Origin of the sequence: Lactiplantibacillus sp. 7.2.4 (assembly GCF_018991185.1) — a bacterium.
In the GTDB taxonomy this organism is placed as follows: Bacteria; Bacillota; Bacilli; order Lactobacillales; family Lactobacillaceae; genus Lactiplantibacillus; species Lactiplantibacillus pentosus.
In genome coordinates this window covers 41,105-59,562 of sequence record NZ_JAGYGS010000012.1, presented here as the reverse complement: position 1 = coordinate 59,562, position 18,458 = coordinate 41,105, and the positions used below count along the sequence as shown (strand labels likewise).

The 18,458-nt window shown below is 47.5% G+C and carries 15 protein-coding genes and 1 riboswitch; all 15 genes read left to right on the top strand.

The genetic code is table 11. From position 1 onward, the window contains the following. Nucleotides 1-61 precede the first annotated feature (61 nt). The 15 genes from dnaE (at nt 62) to cmk (ending at nt 18,444) form a co-directional block, all read left to right on the top strand. Nucleotides 62-3,412 (top strand): DNA polymerase III subunit alpha, encoded by a 3,351-nt coding sequence (gene dnaE, locus KGF70_RS06190; RefSeq protein WP_216767801.1) that lies wholly within the window; start codon nt 62-64, stop codon nt 3,410-3,412. 113 nt (nt 3,413-3,525) lie between these two features. Continuing rightward, on the top strand, nt 3,526-4,488 hold the full coding sequence (gene pfkA / locus KGF70_RS06185; protein ID WP_021336630.1) for a 6-phosphofructokinase: 963 nt from the start codon (nt 3,526-3,528) through the stop codon (nt 4,486-4,488). Nucleotides 4,489-4,573: 85 nt separating this feature from the next. Then, nucleotides 4,574-6,334, top strand: coding sequence for a pyruvate kinase (gene pyk, locus KGF70_RS06180; RefSeq protein WP_216767800.1), 1,761 nt, complete (start codon nt 4,574-4,576; stop codon nt 6,332-6,334). Nucleotides 6,335-7,535: 1,201 nt separating this feature from the next. Next, entirely contained in the window at nt 7,536-7,994 is a 459-nt protein-coding gene (locus KGF70_RS06175; protein WP_021336629.1) for a DUF441 domain-containing protein, read from the top strand. A 51-nt stretch (nt 7,995-8,045) separates the two neighbouring features. Then, nucleotides 8,046-8,933: a S1 RNA-binding domain-containing protein gene (locus KGF70_RS06170; RefSeq protein ID WP_050338584.1), complete on the top strand. Its 888-nt coding sequence runs from the start codon at nt 8,046-8,048 to the stop codon at nt 8,931-8,933. Nucleotides 8,934-8,940: 7 nt separating this feature from the next. Next, nucleotides 8,941-9,831 carry a site-specific tyrosine recombinase XerD gene (gene xerD, locus KGF70_RS06165; protein WP_216767817.1) on the top strand — a complete coding sequence of 297 codons (891 nt, stop codon included), beginning with the start codon at nt 8,941-8,943 and terminating at the stop codon, nt 9,829-9,831. A gap of 41 nt (nt 9,832-9,872) precedes the next feature. Next, on the top strand, nt 9,873-10,253 hold the full coding sequence (locus KGF70_RS06160; RefSeq protein ID WP_003638856.1) for a hypothetical protein: 381 nt from the start codon (nt 9,873-9,875) through the stop codon (nt 10,251-10,253). Next, entirely contained in the window at nt 10,219-10,986 is a 768-nt protein-coding gene (locus tag KGF70_RS06155) for a ScpA family protein (protein ID WP_082230249.1), read from the top strand. Before KGF70_RS06160 ends, KGF70_RS06155 begins: the two co-directional genes overlap by 35 nt. Further along, complete coding sequence (gene scpB, locus KGF70_RS06150; RefSeq protein ID WP_216786420.1) at nt 10,973-11,572, top strand: SMC-Scp complex subunit ScpB; 600 nt, start codon at nt 10,973-10,975, stop codon at nt 11,570-11,572. The genes KGF70_RS06155 and scpB overlap by 14 nt, the downstream gene beginning before the upstream one ends. Further along, nucleotides 11,572-12,288 carry a pseudouridine synthase gene (locus KGF70_RS06145; protein WP_216767798.1) on the top strand — a complete coding sequence of 239 codons (717 nt, stop codon included), beginning with the start codon at nt 11,572-11,574 and terminating at the stop codon, nt 12,286-12,288. Before scpB ends, KGF70_RS06145 begins: the two co-directional genes overlap by 1 nt. A 54-nt stretch (nt 12,289-12,342) precedes the next feature. Then, nucleotides 12,343-12,464: riboswitch (FMN riboswitch) on the top strand. Between the two features lie 123 nt (nt 12,465-12,587). Beyond that, entirely contained in the window at nt 12,588-13,172 is a 585-nt protein-coding gene (locus KGF70_RS06140) for an ECF transporter S component (RefSeq protein ID WP_216767797.1), read from the top strand. Between the two features lie 1,385 nt (nt 13,173-14,557). Continuing rightward, a complete protein-coding gene (locus KGF70_RS06135; protein WP_216767796.1) occupies nt 14,558-15,601 on the top strand; it encodes a helix-turn-helix domain-containing protein in 1,044 nt (347 codons plus the stop codon). Beyond that, nucleotides 15,588-17,027, top strand: a complete 1,440-nt coding sequence (locus tag KGF70_RS06130; RefSeq protein ID WP_216767795.1) for an ATP-dependent DNA helicase RecQ — start codon at nt 15,588-15,590, stop codon at nt 17,025-17,027. Before KGF70_RS06135 ends, KGF70_RS06130 begins: the two co-directional genes overlap by 14 nt. A gap of 61 nt (nt 17,028-17,088) precedes the next feature. Beyond that, a complete protein-coding gene (locus KGF70_RS06125) occupies nt 17,089-17,721 on the top strand; it encodes a LysM domain-containing protein (RefSeq protein ID WP_216767794.1) in 633 nt (210 codons plus the stop codon). A gap of 36 nt (nt 17,722-17,757) precedes the next feature. Continuing rightward, nucleotides 17,758-18,444, top strand: a complete 687-nt coding sequence (cmk, locus tag KGF70_RS06120; RefSeq protein ID WP_050338590.1) for a (d)CMP kinase — start codon at nt 17,758-17,760, stop codon at nt 18,442-18,444. The last annotated feature ends 14 nt before the right edge of the window (nt 18,445-18,458 follow it).

The following is an 18,458-nucleotide window of genomic DNA, read 5'->3' as shown; positions in this document are numbered from 1 at the left end:
TCGTTTATTTAACCCACATGATTTTATTTAATCAAAATTAAGAAGGGAGTGGCGCAGCAAAATGGCACAATATATTCCGTTGCAAGTCCTGAGCACGTTCAGTTTATTGCAAAGTACCAGTACCATCTCCGAATTAGTGCAGACCGCTAAGCAACAGGGCTATCCGGCACTAGCGTTGACCGATATCGACGTAATGTACGGAATCGTTGACTTTTACAACGCTTGTCGACAGGCGGAAATTACCCCCATCTTGGGCATTACCTTAAATCTAACCGGCCTACAATTGACCGACCAGCCGTTTAGCTTGGTGGTTCTAGCTAAGGACCAGGCTGGCTATCAGAACTTGATGCAACTCTCGACCATGAAACAGACGGCCAACACGGAGACCCTCGCGTTGACGGCAGTTTTGCCTTATTTACACCACTTAATGGTCTTAACGCCGGCTAAGAACAGCGAAATCGCAACGCTCTTATTTCAAAATGCGGCACAGCAGGCGGCTGATTGGGTGACGACGGTGCGCGAACACGTTGATGCGGGCAGTCTCTATTTAGGCGTGTCTTTAGATCAGGCGCCAGTTTTACGGACAACGATGGCTGAATTTGCCCAGCAGCAAAACTTGCCGATTGTTGCGTTGGACCCCGTCAATTACGTAAAAACAACTGATTATTTTGCAGTGACAGTGCTCCAAGCGATTGACCGTGGCCAACAGATTGAAAAGCCGGAGACCTTGCAGGGACTTGACGGTAAGGATTACCTTCGACCAGGCGCAAGAGTCGCAGCCGACTATGAACGATTGGGCTTAACGGCCGCCGTTGAAGCCACCAGTCAGATTGCGGCACAGTGTCAGGTTGAATTACAATTTCAGGCACCTCAATTACCGACGTTTCCAACGCCAGATGGGCAGGCAGCCAATGTTTATTTGCGTGAATTATGTACGGCCGGGTTACAACAGCGGTTAGCTGCGATGACGACTGCGGTGGATACTCAAGTGTATCAAGAACGCTTGGAACGAGAACTGAAAGTCATCGACCAGATGGGGTTTGATGACTACTTTCTGATCGTGTGGGACGTCATGAATTATGCCCATGAGGCCGATATTACCACAGGTCCTGGGCGGGGTTCGGCGGCAGGGTCGTTAGTGGCCTACGTGTTGAAGATCACGGATGTCGATCCCTTGCAATATGACCTGTTATTTGAACGTTTTTTGAATGCCAAACGTGCTAACATGCCCGACATTGACTTGGATATTCCGGACAATCGTCGTGAGCAAGTATTGGAATATGTGCATCAGAAATACGGGCACGACCGGGTCGCACAAATTATTACGTTCGGAACGTTAGCGGCCAAACAAGCCTTGCGTGACGTCGGTCGGGTCTTCGGACTGTCGACCTTTGAAATGAGCGATTGGAGCGCGGCGATTCCGAACCAGTTGCACATCACGTTGCAGCAAGCCTACCAGGGCTCTCAGCGGTTACAAAATCTAGTGGCTGATTCCAGCAAAAATCGCTTGCTCTTTGAAACGGCGCGGCGAATCGAAGGACTCCCACGGCATTACTCGACCCATGCGGCCGGCGTCGTGCTGAGTCAAAAGCCACTAATTGAGATCGTACCGTTACAGGCCGGTGGTGAGACCATGATGATGACTCAGTATACTAAGGATACGGTTGAAGCAGTCGGCCTGTTAAAAATGGATTTCTTGGGATTACGGAATTTGTCATTAATGGCGAGTGCGCTACATTATGTGCAACGTCAGACTGGCCAACCGTTCGCGATCACCAAGATTGACCTGAACGACCCCGCGACGCTCAAACTGTTTCAAGCGGGCGATACGACCGGCGTGTTCCAATTTGAATCGGCGGGGATCCGCAACGTGCTGCGGCGGTTGCATCCGGATAACTTCGAGTTAGTGGCGGCGGTCAATGCGTTGTACCGTCCGGGACCGATGGAAAACATTGACCGGTTTATCGCTCGTAAGCAGGGGCAAGAGCCGGTCACGTATCCAGCTGAGCAGCTGGCGCCAATTCTCGGGCCGACTTATGGCATTTTAGTCTACCAAGAACAAGTTATGCAGGTTGCCGCCGTGATGGGGGGCTTTAGCTTAGGCGAAGCCGATTTATTGCGGCGCGCAATGAGTAAGAAAAAACGGGCAGTCATCGATAAGATGCGAGAACAGTTTATTGCTGGGACAACGCAGAAGGGCTATTCAACCGACGTCGCGGTCCAGGTTTATCAATATATCGAACAGTTTGCGAATTACGGATTTAACCGGTCCCACGCGGTTGCCTATAGCAAAATGGCGTTCGAATTGGCCTACCTGAAAGTCCATTATCCAGGGGCCTTCTTTACGTCCTTGATGAACTCAGTCTTGGGTAATGGTACTAAGCTAAAGCAGTACCTGGCCGAGGCTCGTCAACACCAAGTGGGCATTGTGCCACCTGATATTAACCGCAGCGGGCAGTATTTTGACTGGAACGGGCAAGCCATCGTCTTTGGGTTGAGCTCAATTAAGGGCCTGCGTCGTGACTTTATTGCGAGTGTGCTGGATGAGCGTAAAGCCAACGGGCCGTTCAAAAATCTACAACAGTTCATGCAGCGGATCGATGCCAAGTGGCTCAAAAACGATTTAATGAATGCTCTGATCTATGCTGGTGCTTTTGACCGGTTCGGCCTTAATCGTGCGGAATTACTGACGAGTGTGCCCGAACTTATGTCGAGTGCCGAATTGGCCGGTGATAGCATGAGCTTATTTGAATCATTAGCACCAAAAATCAAAAAGCAACCTGAATTGCCGTTACGTGAGCGCTTGGAGAAGGAAGCGGCGACCCTGGGCGTCTACGTTTCTGGCCATCCAGTCGAAGCTTACGACTGGCTCGCACGGCAACGTCATACCCAATTAGTCAGCACGCTCACAAATGAACAACCGGCACAAATATTGGTGTATATTACCAAGGTGCGGACGATTCGAACCAAGCGGGGTCAACCGATGGCGTTTGCCACTGGCAGTGACCTGTCAGGCGAAATCAATTTGACGATTTTTCCGAATACTTTTCAACGCATCCAGTCGGAATTGCAGCCAGAAGCGATTGCTTTGATTGGCGGAAAGGTGGAGCAACAGCGCGATTTGCAAGTGATCGTCAACACTTGGCAATTAGCGGACCAGGTACCAAAACCAGCCGGGCAACTCTTTTTACGGTTGCAACCAGACCAGGCGGATGCCGGGACTCAGAAAGAAATTTTAAAAATCTTAAGTCAATTTCATGGACCTAATCCGGTTTTGATCTATTCCGCAGCTGCCCACCGAACAGTTGAACTAAATTCACAGTATTGGGTGGCTGAAAATCCAGATTTGGTTGCAGCGCTTACAACGTTATTAGGTCGCGATAATGTCGTCATGAAGAACGCTATCCCTTGATACGACAGCGTTTTTTAACGAATTTAATTTGCGAAAATAACAGACAATCCACATGAAAAGTGTTAGAATCACTTATGGAGTTACGAACTCAATTTATTGCCTGAGGTGAAAAAATGAAACGCATTGGTATTTTAACCAGTGGCGGCGACGCTCCTGGTATGAATGCGGCCGTTCGTGCAGTTGCTGGTAAAGCAATGGCAGAAGGGTTGGAAGCATACGGCATCAATTACGGCTTTGCTGGATTAGTTGCCGGTGACATTCACAAAATAGAAGCAGCCGACTTAGATGGTGTCATTCAACGCGGCGGAACCTTGTTATACTCCGCACGTTACCCAGAATTTGCCCATGAAGAAGGTCAATTAAAGGGGATCGAACAATTAAAGCGGTTTGGTATTGATGCTTTAGTTGTTATCGGTGGCGACGGTTCTTATCACGGTGCCTTGCGCCTGACAGAACATGGCTACAATACGATTGGTCTTCCAGGGACTATCGACAACGATATTCCTTACACGGACTTCACGATTGGTTTTGACACGGCTGTCAATACAAACGTGCAAGCTCTTGACCGGATTTATGATACGGCGCACAGTCATGACCGGACTTTCGTTGTGGAAGTTATGGGCCGTGGCGCTGGTGACGTTGCCTTATGGTCTGGTGTTTCAATTGGCGCGACTGCAATTGTCGTTCCAGAAGTTGACTGGAGCATGGAAGCCATTGCCAACAAGATTAAGCATAACCGGGCCAATGGTCATCGGAGTAACTTGATCGTGTTAGCTGAAGGCGTTATGGGTGCCCAGGAATTTGTTGAGAAGTTATCTGAATATGGTGACTTTGATGCTCGTGGCAACACCATTGCGCATATGCAACGTGGTGGTAACCCAACTGCTAAAGACCGTGTGATGGCCAGCAAGATGGGTGCGTACGCTGTGGAACTCTTACTTGCCGGTAAGGGTGGCTTAGCGGTTGGGATTCAAAACAACCAATTAGTTAACCACAACATCTTAGATTTATTTGAATCTAAGCACGACGTTGAAGTGTCATTAGATAAGCTGAATGAAGAAATCTCATTCAAGTAATTCTGCGACACTTATTCTTATTTTAATCTGATAAAAATGACGTTAATGTCTTTTTATAAAAACTTTCAAGGGAGAGATTTTTCTTATGAAAAAAACCAAGATTGTTTCAACACTTGGTCCTGCCAGCACCGATACTGACACTATTGTTAAATTGATCGAAGCCGGCGCAAATATTTTCCGTTTCAACTTTTCACATGGTGACCACGAAGAACATTTGGATCGCTTAAACAAAGTTCACGAAGCAGAAAAGATTACGGGTAAGACCGTTGGTATCATGCTTGATACTAAGGGTGCTGAAATTCGGACGACCGTTCAAGCTAACGGAAAATCTGAATACAAGATCGGTGACAAGGTTCGTATCAGCATGGACGAATCATTAGATACGACCCATGATAAGATTGCCGTTACTTACAAGAACCTCTATGATGATGTTCATGTAGGTGGCCATGTCCTCTTTGATGATGGTTTATTAGACATGAAGATCGACGAAAAGGACGAAGCTAACCGCGAATTGGTTACAACTGTTCAAAACGCCGGTGTCTTAGGCTCACGTAAGGGTGTTAACGCTCCTGGCGTTTCAATCAACTTACCTGGGATTACTGAAAAGGACTCAAGCGATATTCGCTTTGGTTTGGATCACGAAATCAACTACATTGCTGCTTCATTCGTACGTAAGCCACAAGATGTCTTAGACATCCGTGAATTACTTGAAGAAAAGCACATGGAACACGTTCAAATCTTCCCTAAGATCGAATCACAAGAAGGTATCGACAACGCCGATGAAATTCTTAAGGTTTGTGATGGGTTGATGGTTGCTCGTGGTGACATGGGTGTTGAAATTCCTGCTGAAAATGTGCCATTGGTACAAAAGAGTTTAATCAAGAAGTGCAATGCTTTAGGTATGCCTGTTATCACGGCTACTCAAATGTTAGACTCAATGCAAGAAAACCCACGTCCTACTCGTGCCGAAGCTTCTGACGTTGCCAACGCTGTCTTTGACGGTACTGACGCAACGATGCTTTCTGGTGAAAGTGCTAACGGTCTTTACCCTGTTGAATCAGTTGCCATGATGGCTAAGATCGACGAAAAGGCTGAAAACACTTTAGCTGAAAACGGCTCATTACAATTAAACCGTTTCGACAAGACTAGTGTTACGGAAACAATCGGTATTGCGATTGCCCGTGCTGCTAAGAACTTGAACATCAAGACGATTGTTGCTGCGACTGAATCTGGCTACACTGCTAAGATGATTTCGAAGTACCGTCCAAATGCTGATATCTTAGCAATCACTTTTGACGAACGGACTCAACGTGGCTTAATGGTTAACTGGGGTGTTCAACCAATCGTGGCTGACAAACCAGAAACCACTGATGACATGTTTGATTTAGCTGCTTCTAAGGCCGTTGAACTTGGCTTTGCCAAGGAAGGTGACTTAATCTTGATCACTGCCGGTGTTCCAGTTGGCGAACGCGGGACGACTAACATCATGAAGATCCAATTAATTGGTTCTAAGTTAGCTGATGGTCAAGGTGTCGGTGACGAAACGGTTATCGGTAAAGCCGTAATCGCAACGTCTGCTCAAGAAGCTATCGACAAGGCTGTTGAAGGCGGCGTCTTAGTTACTAAGACGACTGACAAAGACTACTTACCAGCAATCGAAAAGTCAAGTGCTTTAGTTGTTGAAAATGGTGGTTTAACTTCACACGCTGCCGTTGTTGGTATCTCAATGGGGATTCCAGTTATCGTTGGTGTTAAGGATGCAACGTCAGTTATCTCCGATGGTCAATTGATCACCGTTGACTCACGTCGTGGCCTTGTTTACCGCGGTGCTTCCAACACGCTTTAAGATCAAATTTAATTTGATACTGAAAAGTCGTCGCAATGCGACGGCTTTTTATATACATAAGGGACGCATTAGGCTAGTTAATTTGTCAGGAATTATGATTGAATCATGCTGTTTTCTAAGTTCAAAGTCGGCCAGCTGGGAACCGCTGGAAACAGTGCGAGTTAGCGTAAACTTGCAGTCGTGGCGTCGTCCTACACCGGCTTCCAGGCATTCTGTGCAATGGCCGTAACGTGGTGGACACAGATTTAAGCCGACAACCCACGTCTTAAATACTGGTCTTTCACTAACCAAGCCAAAAACGCTTGCTAAGTGAAATTTCACCACTGGGCCTTGCCCAGAATACCTTCCAGCCGGGATGCTGTTCGAAAGGCGGACATTTGCGGACTCAACTTTTTGTTGTATTAGTCGTTGGTTCCTTGTCGCACGGTCATTTTGGTATTAACTGTCAGACTGGTTTCAAACAATCGCTATATCTTTTATCCATGCTTTAAGGCTTCTGACGAGTAGCTTCATTAAATTTGTCAGAATTTTCTCTAGGCGACTGAGATAGCAAAATCTGGAATTCTAACGAAAATCATTTTAACGACTAAATTCAAGATCCGTGTCCGCTGAAATTGGTGGCATTGAGAATAGTGAACGCTGTTTGAGTGATGTTCTCAGCACTCAAATCTCCTCAAGCATCAACGGTTCCAAATTAAAAGTTCGCCTGAAGGACCAGTTACCAATATTCGGTGGTCAATTGTACCCAGATAGGTGGCTGTTCATCTGCCATTCGAGCGGCTTCCCGACTGGAGGGGCTGGTTGACAATGCTCAGTAGCCAAATTATTCTTAGTCGGAAGTGGGTTGCTTCCGGCTTAGAATAAGACTCGTATTTGAAATTGCGCAGTGGGTTTCTGCGTGAATTCAAATCGATGTCGGCTACGCTCCAGCAATTGTCAGCCGGCCCCGGAAGTCGGATTAGGACGAACAATGCTGACGAACAGTAATCCGAACTAACCGGCATGATTTAATCATAATTCATGGCAAAATTAACGAGCAGAACGCGTAGAAGCTGATTCATGTCTTCCATAGGATGAACTTGAAGCGTCGGCTAAAATCGGCGAGAGCCCACAGATTAAGCGTAAATTTAGGCTGTCAACGCTAACAACACTCGTAATTCAACCCATTTTCAGTTACAATTAATAACACGTGAGGTGTCGTATGGAAAGCTGGTTATTTTTACTCGCAATCTTAGTAGTCGCATGGTTTGGTAAGAATCAATCCTTGCAGATTGCCACTGTGGTTGTGCTACTGATTAAGTTGATCCCTAATACGAACAAAATATTGACGACCATTGGCCAAAAAGGCATCAATTGGGGTGTGACGGTGATTACGGTTGCCATCCTGATCCCAATTGCGACCGGGCAGATTGGATTTCGTGATTTATGGCACGCCTTCAAGTCACCAGTCGGTTGGATTGCCGTGGCTTGTGGGGTCTTGGTCTCGGTGCTGTCATTTCATGGTGTTGGACTGTTGTCAGCTACGCCAGAAATTACCGTGGCCTTGGTCTTTGGGACCATCATGGGTGTCGTATTACTTAAAGGGGTCGCCGCTGGCCCGATTATCGCTGCCGGCATCACTTATTGTATTATTCAAGTCTTACATTTAAGCTTACAGTAAAATCAAGAAGACGGGCGGCGACACATGTCAGTCGCTCAGAGGAGTTATCACATGGAGAGTATTATTGGAACGGTCGTTACTGCTAAGGTAACGGATGAAAATGACGATGCGTATTTCGTGCAGGTCGATGGCCAAACATTGATGGTCGACAAGACTGAACCTGAAAAGCCGCTGCATATCGGTGGGTTGTATGAAGGCTTTGTTTATGAGAATGAGGACCATCACCTGCAAATGACCCGGCTGGTCCCAGAGATTTCGTTTGACCACTTTGTCTGGGGGACGGTCGTACGGACACGCCATGATTTAGGGGTGTTTGTCGATGTTGGCTTGCCTAATAAGGACCTAGTTGTCTCACTGGATGAACTACCAACCATCAGTCGGTTATGGCCCAAAAAAGATGACCGGCTATACGTTAAGTTAGCGCGGGACAATAAACAACGCTTATGGGCAACTTTAGCTGAATTAACGGACTTTGAAGCAATTTCAAAGCCGTATGACCGGGCACAAATGAAGAATACGGATACGATGGCAACGGTCTTTCGCTTGAAAATGGCTGGGACTTCCGTCATTACCGATGACAATCATCTCGGGTTCATTCATCCTTCTGAACGTGAACAGGAACCACGAATGGGGCAGCACGTCAAGGTGCGGGTGATTGGCTTCTTACGCGATGGTGAATTGAATCTATCTTTGAAGCCCCGTGGCTACGAAGAAATTGGTGACGATGCCCAAATGTTGCTGGCTGCATTGCAACATCAAGCGGATCACACGTTACCATTTTGGGATAAGAGTGATCCGAACGACATTCGCAATTATTTTGGTATCAGCAAGTCGCAATTTAAACGGGCCGTCGGGAATTTACTGAAGCAACGCTTGATTAGCCAACAACCAGGTGAAATCAAGTTGGTTGAAACATCGGATGAGCAAGCCGACGATTGATCAAAAAATGCAGGACCAGCTTGCTGATTACCTGCATTTTTTGCGTGTTGAGCGCGGGTTAGTCGAGAATACGATCAAGAGTTATTCGCAAGATTTGACTGCGTTCAACCAATACTTAGCGACTCAGAAAATGACGGACTACCGGGCGGTTGATCGGTACGTGCTCTTGAATTATTTGCAGTATTTAGATGAAGCGGGCAAGTCCCGTAATACGATCATTCACAGTGTTTCTAGTTTACGGAAGTTTTTTCAATATTTAGCCCAGATGCACGTCATCGACAGTGATCCGATGCTCAAAGTCGATACCCCCAAACGGGCCCAACATTTGCCGCAAGTCTTATCACCACACGAGGTCGAACGACTGCTGGCAGTGCCTAAGCTGGATACGCCACTCGGACTGCGGGACCGGACTTTATTGGAAGTTATGTATGCGACCGGCTTACGGGTGAGCGAGACGATCAGTTTGACGATGGACGACTTGCACCTAGACTTGGGCTTGATCCAAACGATTGGTAAGGGTGACAAAGAACGAATCATTCCGATTGGTGACGTTGCCATCGACTTTATCGACCGGTATTTGAAGACTGCTCGACCGAAGCTGGCCTCACCGAAACGTCGTAACTCATATTTGTTTATTAACAATCACGGCGGTAAATTGAGCCGGCAGGGTGTCTGGAAGAATTTAAAAGCCGAAGTCAAAGCGGCGGGTATTGAGAAAAACGTGACGCCACATACATTGCGGCATTCGTTTGCGACTCACATTTTGGAGAATGGGGCCGATTTACGAGTCGTACAGGAATTACTCGGGCATGCCGATATTTCGACGACTCAAATTTATACGCATATTACGAAAAAACGTCTGGCTGAAGTTTATAATAAGTATCATCCGCGGGCCTAGTGTCCCGTGCGTCAGTCAGACGAGTAAAGGAGGAAGGAACCGTGCTGGTAAAATACCGTAAGGATTACGAGAAGGTCGCGATGGGCTTATTGTCGTTTATTCCTGACTTTAAAGACATCGCCCACTTGCAGACGGAAATGCAGTGGTACCAGTCCACTGATGACCACCAATTACTATTATGGCGGCAAGGCGACGGTGACTTCTGCGGCATCATGGGCATTGAAGTTGGCACTGATTTTATTTTATTGCACCACGACTCTTTGTCACCAGAAGAACGAACGGCGGCCAATCAATATCAGATGTTGGATGAATTGGCCGCATTGTACCCGGATCAGCGCGTGATGGGAACTTTAGAAATGGCACCAATTGTGGGTGCGTGGGAGCGTAATCGTGACAGACGAACAACAACCAATCACCATTAAGATTTCGGAATTTGAGGGACCGCTGGATTTATTATTGCATCTGATTCGGCAAAATAAGATGGATATTTATGATATCCCGATTGCGGCCATCACCCAACAATACTTAGATTATCTGCATTCCATGCGAGCGCTGAAACTCGATATTGCTGGTGATTATTTAGTGATGGCTGCAACCTTGATGACCATTAAAAGTCGCTTCCTGCTACCGCAACCGGAGCCAGAAGATGACGAGGATTTAGAAGATGACACTGACCCCCGTGATTCGCTGGTGGCTGAATTGTTGGCCTACAAGGTCTATCAAGAAGCCGCTGGAGAATTGCGGACCAAGGAACAGGAACGGCATCAACATTTCACACGCGAAGCCATGTTAGTGCCTGCTGATTTAAGTGCGCCTAAGTTGACCGCGGGCATCACGTTGGACGATTTGCAAGCCGCCTTTCGTCAATTAGTGGCAAAACGGCGACGTGTGCGGCCACTCACCAAGACGGTCGTCGCCGAGACGGTTAACATCGATGAACGGATGGTGCAAATTACCACCCAGCTGCAGCAACAACCGCACGGCATGGATTTTGCAGACTTGTTTACAGTCAGTGCAAGTGATGAAATGTTAGTGACAACCTTTATGGCTGTGTTAGAATTAACCAAGCAGGATCAAGTGTCGCTCCAGCAAGCGGCACCGCTGACCCCGATCCATTTATATTTACGACAGGATGAACAGCATGACGAACATTGAACAGATTGAAGGATTATTATTTGTTGCTGGGGATGAGGGCATTACCGTGGCTGAAATCGAACACGCAACGGGGTTTGCCAAGCCTGCAATCACCACGATGCTAACGGAACTTGCGACTCGCTATGAGCAAGACGAGGACAGTGCGTTGATGATTTTATCGACGGAGAACACGTATCGGCTGGCGACTAAGGCCGCAGTTGCCCCAGTATTGAAACGGTATTTTGAAGCACCACTGACGACCAGTTTGTCACAGGCCTCGCTAGAAGTGCTTGCAATCGTCGCGTACCGGCAACCGTTGATTCGAATCGAAATTGATGAGATTCGAGGCGTCCACAGTGGCTCGACGATTCAAAAACTGGTACTTCGGCAACTCGTGACTGAGACGGGGCGGTTAAATGAACCTGGGCGACCGATTCTATATGGGACCACGGAACTGTTTTTGGATTACTTCGGCTTGAAATCACTCGACGATTTACCTGCCATCGATTTGGCGGCGCTGAGTGATGCTGAACATCCCGCTCCAGAAACCGATCTATTTTTGAATGCATTTCAGGATAAACTAAAAGGAAATCGTGAGGAAAACTAATGGCAGAACGATTACAAAAAGTGATGGCAGAAGCCGGCATTACGTCGCGACGGAAGTCCGAAGTCTTGATTACTTCTGGTCACGTGAAAGTCAACGGCAAGACCGTGACAACGTTGGGCGTTAAGGTCGAACCACATGACCACGTCGAAGTTGACGGTGTGCCGTTGAACGCTGAAAAACTTGTGTATTACTTATTTTACAAGCCGCGGGGCGTCGTCACGACGGTTCACGATGAAAAGGGCCGTAAGACGGTCATGGACTTCTTTGAGGACGTGCCTGAACGGATCTATCCGGTGGGACGTTTGGACTATGACACTTCCGGCTTGCTCATTATGACCAATGATGGCGCACTAGCTAATCGGCTGACCCATCCGAAATACGAGGTCAAAAAGACTTATTTAGCGAAGGTTGAAGGAGTCCCGACTAATGCCGACTTGAAGCAATTACGGCTCGGCGTCGAAATCGATGGTCGCAAGACTGCGCCTGCTAAGTCGAATTTGTTAGATAGTGATCACAAGAAAAATAACGCGTTGGTTCAGCTGACGATTCACGAAGGCCACAATCACCAAGTAAAGAAAATGTTGGCAGCAGTCGGTCATCCAGTGACAAAGCTGAAACGTGAACGGTATGGGGTTCTAGATTTACAAAGTTTACAACCCGGCGAATATCGTAAATTGAAGCCGATTGAAATTAGTAAGTTAAAAGGTGAACGATAACGCTTGCATTTTTGAACGGAAGCCATTACAATGAACTTGTAAAAATAAATATTGGTTCATCTTCAGGGCAGGGTGCAATTCCCGACCGGCGGTAATAACCCGCGACCTATGCGTGTGCATAGTGATTTGGTGCAATTCCAAAGTCGACAGTAAAGTCTGGTATAAAGAAGATCGAGCTTATTTGCCAAGCGTTGCAAGTAAGTCCGCCCCGGATGACAGTTAGTGTGATCGGAGCGGATTTTTTTAGTTGAACAAATGGTAATGCGGTTCATTGAAGATGACCCATAGGAGGGTGCGTTATGCAACATACAACGTTACACCGACTAGTGGGCATAGCCTTACTCGGTGCCATTGCGTATATTTTAATGTTACTGGAGTTTCCGATTTTGCCGGTTGCGCCATGGATGAAGATTGATTTTTCGGATATTCCGATTTTGATTGGTCTATTTCTATTCGGCGTCGGCGGTGCGTTTGTCATCACCATCATCAAGTTATTACTGCACTCAGCCATGGTCGGCTTTGCAGTTTATAACTTAATTGGTTCGTTGGCCAGCTTCTTAGGTACGGCTATTCTGATTTTAGCCTTTGCCGCTGTGCTGCGCTATTATCGCGGCAATCCAAAGTGGCGGATGCCACTGGCGATTTGCGTCGCGACGATCGGACTAACGGTCATTGAATCGTTAGCCAACTTGACGTTCGTACTGCCATTTTACTTACAAGTGATGGGCATGAAGCTAAGCATGTCGTTGAATACGATCGTCTTAGTGGCCGTTGTCCCATTCAACTTGATCAAGGGCTTATTGGTCGGCAACGTCTTCTGGTTAGTCTACAACCGCTTAGCAAAGTGGTTGGGAACGCATAATCAATTGACAAGTCGCGTTTAAAAAATAACACGTGAAAAACGTGAGCAGTCATCAATTGCGTAATTGCATGGTGACTGCTTTTTTTTGACCGCCGAGCGTGCTATTCTTAAAGCATTGCGTTTTTTTGAATTGAGTTGATATCTGCGTTCAAATTTATGTTGTGAATGCGCCTGCGTTGTGCTAGCTGTTATTTAGCTTTAAAGATGATTAAATCGTGCCAATTCTAAGTTCAAAGGCTACCAGCTGAGACCCGCTGGAAACAGTGCGAATTACCGTAAACTTGCAGTGGTAGGATCGTCCTAGGTCGGCTTCCAGGCATTCTGGTCAATGGCCGTAACGTGGTGGACGCAGATTTAAGCCGACAGTTCACGTCTTAAATACTGGTCTTTCACGTTGCCCGCGATATTGCCGAAACATGTTCGGGTCAGACTGGGACTTCCGGTTAGCTACGCCAGAACGCCAAGCGGAAATGCGTTGCTTAACGCTCTAGCTAGGCTAATCCTCTGTCCCAAACCGTCTGAACCTCACACTCTAAGAAGCACTGGGCCTTGCCCCGAATACCTTCCAGCCGGGATCTTATTCTAAAGGCAGACATGTGCGGACCTAGCTTTTTGTGGAATTAGTCGTTGATTCCTTGGTACATGGAAATTTTGATAGTCAACTGTCGAACTAGTTTCTAACAACCACTAATTTTTTCGACTCATGTTTCAAGGTCTCAGAAAAGTAACTTTACTCAACTTGTCAGAATCTACACTGGTCGTTTGAGATAGCAAAATTTTGAATTCTACGCAAAGATAATTTTACCGACTAAATTCAGCACTAGTTGCCATTGAAATTAGTGAATCATATTCGGTAAGCTTCTCAGTGCTAAAATACCACAAGCATCATCAAGATAGATTTTAAGTTTGCTCGAAGGACCTGTCTTCTAACGTTCAGTGGTCAGTTGTACCCAGATAGGTGGTCGTTCATCTGCCATTCGAGCGGCTTCCCGACTGGAGGGGCCGGCGGACAATGCTCAGTAGCCAAATTATTCTTATCTGGAAGTGGTCTTCTTCCGGCTTAGAATAAGACTCGTATTTGAAATTGCGCAGTGAACTTCTGCGTGAGTTCAAATCGATGTCGGCTTACGTTCCAGCAATTGTCAGCCGGTCCCGGAAGTCGGAATATGGAGCGCGCCGGCAGACGAACAGTAAGCCAAACAAATGGCAAGTTTTAATCATGATTCAGGACAAATTAACTAGCACAAGGTGTGACTAATATAACGTGTACTCATCAATCTAGTGAATTTTTTCGGCTTGAAATAAGTCGCTGTGTTACTGTAATCAAGGCAAGTTCAATTCGAATCTACATAAAAGTCGTTGTGCTTAGATACCAACGACTAGTTAATTCAGGAAGGAGGTGCCACGGTGTTTACGGATTATGTGCTGCTCTTATTTGGGACGACGCCACGCCGCGCCAAAGGCATGTTCAATGTCTTACGCGGACGCCGCACGGTTTCAACGTTGTTTGCTGGTTTGACCGCGGGCTGTTTAGATTTGCTAGATAGCTGGCACGGGGTCCCCCTCGAAGATTTTATGGCGGCGACTGCGGTTCTGGAAGAGAACAGATTGCTAATTAGTCCGGAAGCGGGCAGTTGGCAGTTGACTGCGGCAGGACAGGCGCGGTGGGTAGCCATTCAGGAACACCGCTACTTGCCACAAGCCTTCAGCCGATTTCAGACGGTCGATGTGCGCCGTTTTCAGCAAGTTAGTCAGCTGGCGCTACAAGTGACTTCCGAGTTGGTCCATCATGAGCGTCGCTACTATCCGACCACGACGGATCCCAGCATTCAAGCGCTGGTCAAACGGTGGTTGCGACAACAGTCGACGACTGATTTGGGTGACCGCGTTCATGCGGCGTTGACCGCTTTTTTGACGATTGTCCCGACCGATGAATTGGCGACGGTGTTTGTTGACAGTTTGACGGGGTATCAGGCACCGGGACGGACCAATGACCAGTTAGCCATGATGCTGCATCGACAGCCGCTTGAGACTGGCTTGATGCGGACAGATGTGAGTTGTCAGTGGGTACGGTGGCTACAAGCCCATCCCGATGACCCGTTGTGGCCATTATTAGCGCCGCTCGTTCAGTCGAGCCCGGTCAGCAAAAGTGCCCAGCAAACCTATCAAGCGTTTACGCAGACACACGCCTTGACCAAAATTGCCACTGCTCGTAAGTTGAAATTGAGTACGGTCCGTGAACACTTGTTGGAAGTCGCTATTTGGTTGCCCAGTTTTCCGTTTACGACGGTGCTAGATGCTCAGGTCATTGAGACGTTAACGCGGTGCTTTGCAGGTCAACCAGAGATTGCCAGTTGGTCGTTTCAAGATGCGCAGGCTGCGTTACCGGAATTGGACTTCTTTGAATTTCGGTTATTTCAAATTATGAGGTGTCACCATGTCGGAAGCTGAATTGTATCAACTGTTAAAAACTAAATATGGCTTCGATGAGTTTCGCCCGGGACAATTGGCGGTTATTCAGGATTTGCTAGCAGGGCAAGATGTCCTGGCTGTTTTACCGACGGGAACTGGGAAATCCTTGATTTATCAGTTGGTCGGTACGGTGGTGCCAGGCATCGTCGTGGTGGTGTCGCCCCTGATTTCACTGATGCAAGACCAAGTCGCCCGCTTAAATTACCAGGGTGAAAAGCAGGTGGCCGCCTTAACCTCACAGCTGGATTTCAGTGCGCGCCAACAGTTGTTAGCCAATTTGAACCAAGTAAAGTTTCTCTTTATTTCGCCGGAAATGTTGCAACAGACCGTGGTTCAAGACGCCTTGGCAAAATTGACGATTGCGTTATTAGTGATTGATGAAGCTCACTGTATTTCGACTTGGGGTCCAGATTTCCGCCCGGATTATCGACGACTCGGCCCGATTCGCCAACAGTTAGGGACGCCGCGTACTTTGATGTTAACCGCGACTGCTACGCCGCAGGTTCGCCAAGATATTTTGACGCAGCTGAATGCGACTGATGCGCAACAAGTGTTGTATTCGGTCAATCGACCTAATATTTATCTGGCCGTGGAAGCGGTCAATGATGAGGTTGATAAACGCGCGACACTCCAGCACCTCGTCACGAGTAGTCGGGGGCCAGCAATCGTGTATTTTACGTCCAAACGCCAAACGGATCTGATTGCTGAATGGTTGCGGACAACGACCGAACTGCGCGTGGCGGCTTATCATGCGGGACTAGCGGCAGAGGATCGCTTTAAGATTCAGCAACAGTTTATGGCCGACCAGTTGGATGTCATTTGTGCGACATCCGCTTTTGGAATGGGGATCAATAAGGCCGATATTCGGTTGGTCATTCATTACCACTTACCGACCACCTTAGCGGATTATGTTCAAGAAATTGGGCGCGCTGGGCGGGATGGTCAACAAGCGTTAGCCGTGATGCTGTATGCACCTGGTGATGAAAACCTCGTTCGGAATTTAAACGAATTGACTGCTGCAACGCCTAACGAAGTCCAACAAGATTTTGCACGTCATCAGGCTGGCCAACCGGTCACTGATGATCGCAGTCGGGTGCTGGAGGCCTACTGGCAACAGGCGGTTTCGCCGGCCGAGGTCGCCGAAATTTTTGCGGCACGTCAGGCGGCCAAGGAACACGAGCTACGCGACTTGATGCGATATGTTCAAACGACGACTTGTCATCGTGCCGTCATGTTAGCTTATTTTGACGAGGCTGAACCGCCGCATACGGGCCGTTGTTGCCAGTTAGCAGGTGAGCCGCTCCCACTAGACGAACTAGGATTGACCGCGGTGAAACCCAGTATAAGTCCGACAGTTGTCACGTGGGAGCAGCGCTTAGCCCAATTGTTTTTACCAAATTCTTAAAGAAATCAATTCTGGGTTATGTTACAATATTGGTTGAAAGTTTTTTGAGGAGGAACACCCTATGAGTCAAAAAAATGATAATGATAAATCCCAAGCTGACAAGCCTTGGGACAAAACTTTTGAAGACGATCGGGATGACTCGGGCAATTTATCGCGAACTCAAAAACGAAAACAAGACAGTAGTAACTCGACTTTAACGACGGTATTAGTCGTTTTGATCCTGTTGCTCGCTTTGGCACCAATTGGCTACTTCTTGGTGAAAAAGAATTCGCTTAATAATCCGCAACAGACCGAACAAGTTGCTAGTTCGAGCTCGAAAAAGTCATCGGCCAGTGCTGCTGACAGTAAATCTTCAGTTGCTGCTAGCAAGAAAAAAGCGGCCGCATCGTCTAAAAAAGCCGCTGCTAAAAGCAGTAGTTTAGCTTTAGCTAGTTCGAAGGCGGCCAGTTCAAAAGCTGCCAGTGAGTCAGCCACCAGCTCCGAATCATCGGCGAGTACTGACGAAAGTAGTGCTAGTAGCAGTAGTAGCTCCTCAGAATCATCTTCAGGCACTAAGTACGTTACGGTAGAGGCTGGTCAAGGGGTCTACCGAGTCGCGACGAATGCCGGAATTTCAGTGGATAAACTGTTAGAACTTAACGGGTTGTCATCTGACTCGACGCTTTCAGCGGGACAACGGCTACGTGTCCGTTAATACACGATTTTTTTGAGATTGTGAGGAGTTAGTTTAATGGCTAAGCAAGCACTACAAGTGGCCATCGACGGTCCAGCTTCAGCTGGTAAAAGCACCGTAGCCAAACTCGTTGCGAAGCGGTTTGGCTATATTTATGTCGATACTGGTGCCATGTATCGGGCGGTCACTTATTGGGCCATGCAACACGACGTGGATTTGACCGACGAGACTGCGGTCATCGCGGCGATGAAGACGCTCAAGATTAGTTTCAAACCTGGCGAACCGGACCAGCTGGTCTTTGCCAACCAGGAAGATATTACGTCAGCGATTCGGCAGCCAGACGTCACGAACAACGTGTCGACGATTGCCGCTTTGCCACAAGTTCGGACCATTTTGACCGACCAACAACGGGAAATGGCAACGGCCGGTGGTATCGTGATGGATGGTCGAGATATCGGGACGACCGTGTTACCGAATGCCGAAGTCAAAATCTTCTTGGTGGCTTCTGCCGCTGAGCGGGCCAAACGCCGGTACGCGGAAAACATCAAAAAGGGAATCGACACGCCCTTGGATCAGCTACAAGCTGAAATCGAATTGCGCGACCATAAAGATTCAACGCGTAAAGTGTCACCATTAACGCAAGCAGCGGATGCCACATTAGTTGATACGACCCCGATGTCGATTGACGAAGTGGTCGCTGCAATTGCTGAAATTATTACAAAAAAACAAAGTTCAACAATCTAATTGCATTAACTTAA

Bases quoted from the DNA above. Each gene is read 5' to 3' on its own strand.
- dnaE (WP_216767801.1), top strand. From the start codon at position 62: ATGGCACAATATATTCCGTTGCAAGTCCTGAGCACGTTCAGTTTATTG.
- pfkA (WP_021336630.1), top strand. From the start codon at position 3,526: ATGAAACGCATTGGTATTTTAACCAGTGGCGGCGACGCTCCTGGTATG.
- pyk (WP_216767800.1), top strand. From the start codon at position 4,574: ATGAAAAAAACCAAGATTGTTTCAACACTTGGTCCTGCCAGCACCGAT.
- KGF70_RS06175 (WP_021336629.1), top strand. From the start codon at position 7,536: ATGGAAAGCTGGTTATTTTTACTCGCAATCTTAGTAGTCGCATGGTTT.
- KGF70_RS06170 (WP_050338584.1), top strand. From the start codon at position 8,046: ATGGAGAGTATTATTGGAACGGTCGTTACTGCTAAGGTAACGGATGAA.
- xerD (WP_216767817.1), top strand. From the start codon at position 8,941: ATGCAGGACCAGCTTGCTGATTACCTGCATTTTTTGCGTGTTGAGCGC.
- scpB (WP_216786420.1), top strand. From the start codon at position 10,973: ATGACGAACATTGAACAGATTGAAGGATTATTATTTGTTGCTGGGGAT.
- KGF70_RS06145 (WP_216767798.1), top strand. From the start codon at position 11,572: ATGGCAGAACGATTACAAAAAGTGATGGCAGAAGCCGGCATTACGTCG.
- KGF70_RS06140 (WP_216767797.1), top strand. From the start codon at position 12,588: ATGCAACATACAACGTTACACCGACTAGTGGGCATAGCCTTACTCGGT.
- KGF70_RS06130 (WP_216767795.1), top strand. From the start codon at position 15,588: ATGTCGGAAGCTGAATTGTATCAACTGTTAAAAACTAAATATGGCTTC.
- KGF70_RS06125 (WP_216767794.1), top strand. From the start codon at position 17,089: ATGAGTCAAAAAAATGATAATGATAAATCCCAAGCTGACAAGCCTTGG.
- cmk (WP_050338590.1), top strand. From the start codon at position 17,758: ATGGCTAAGCAAGCACTACAAGTGGCCATCGACGGTCCAGCTTCAGCT.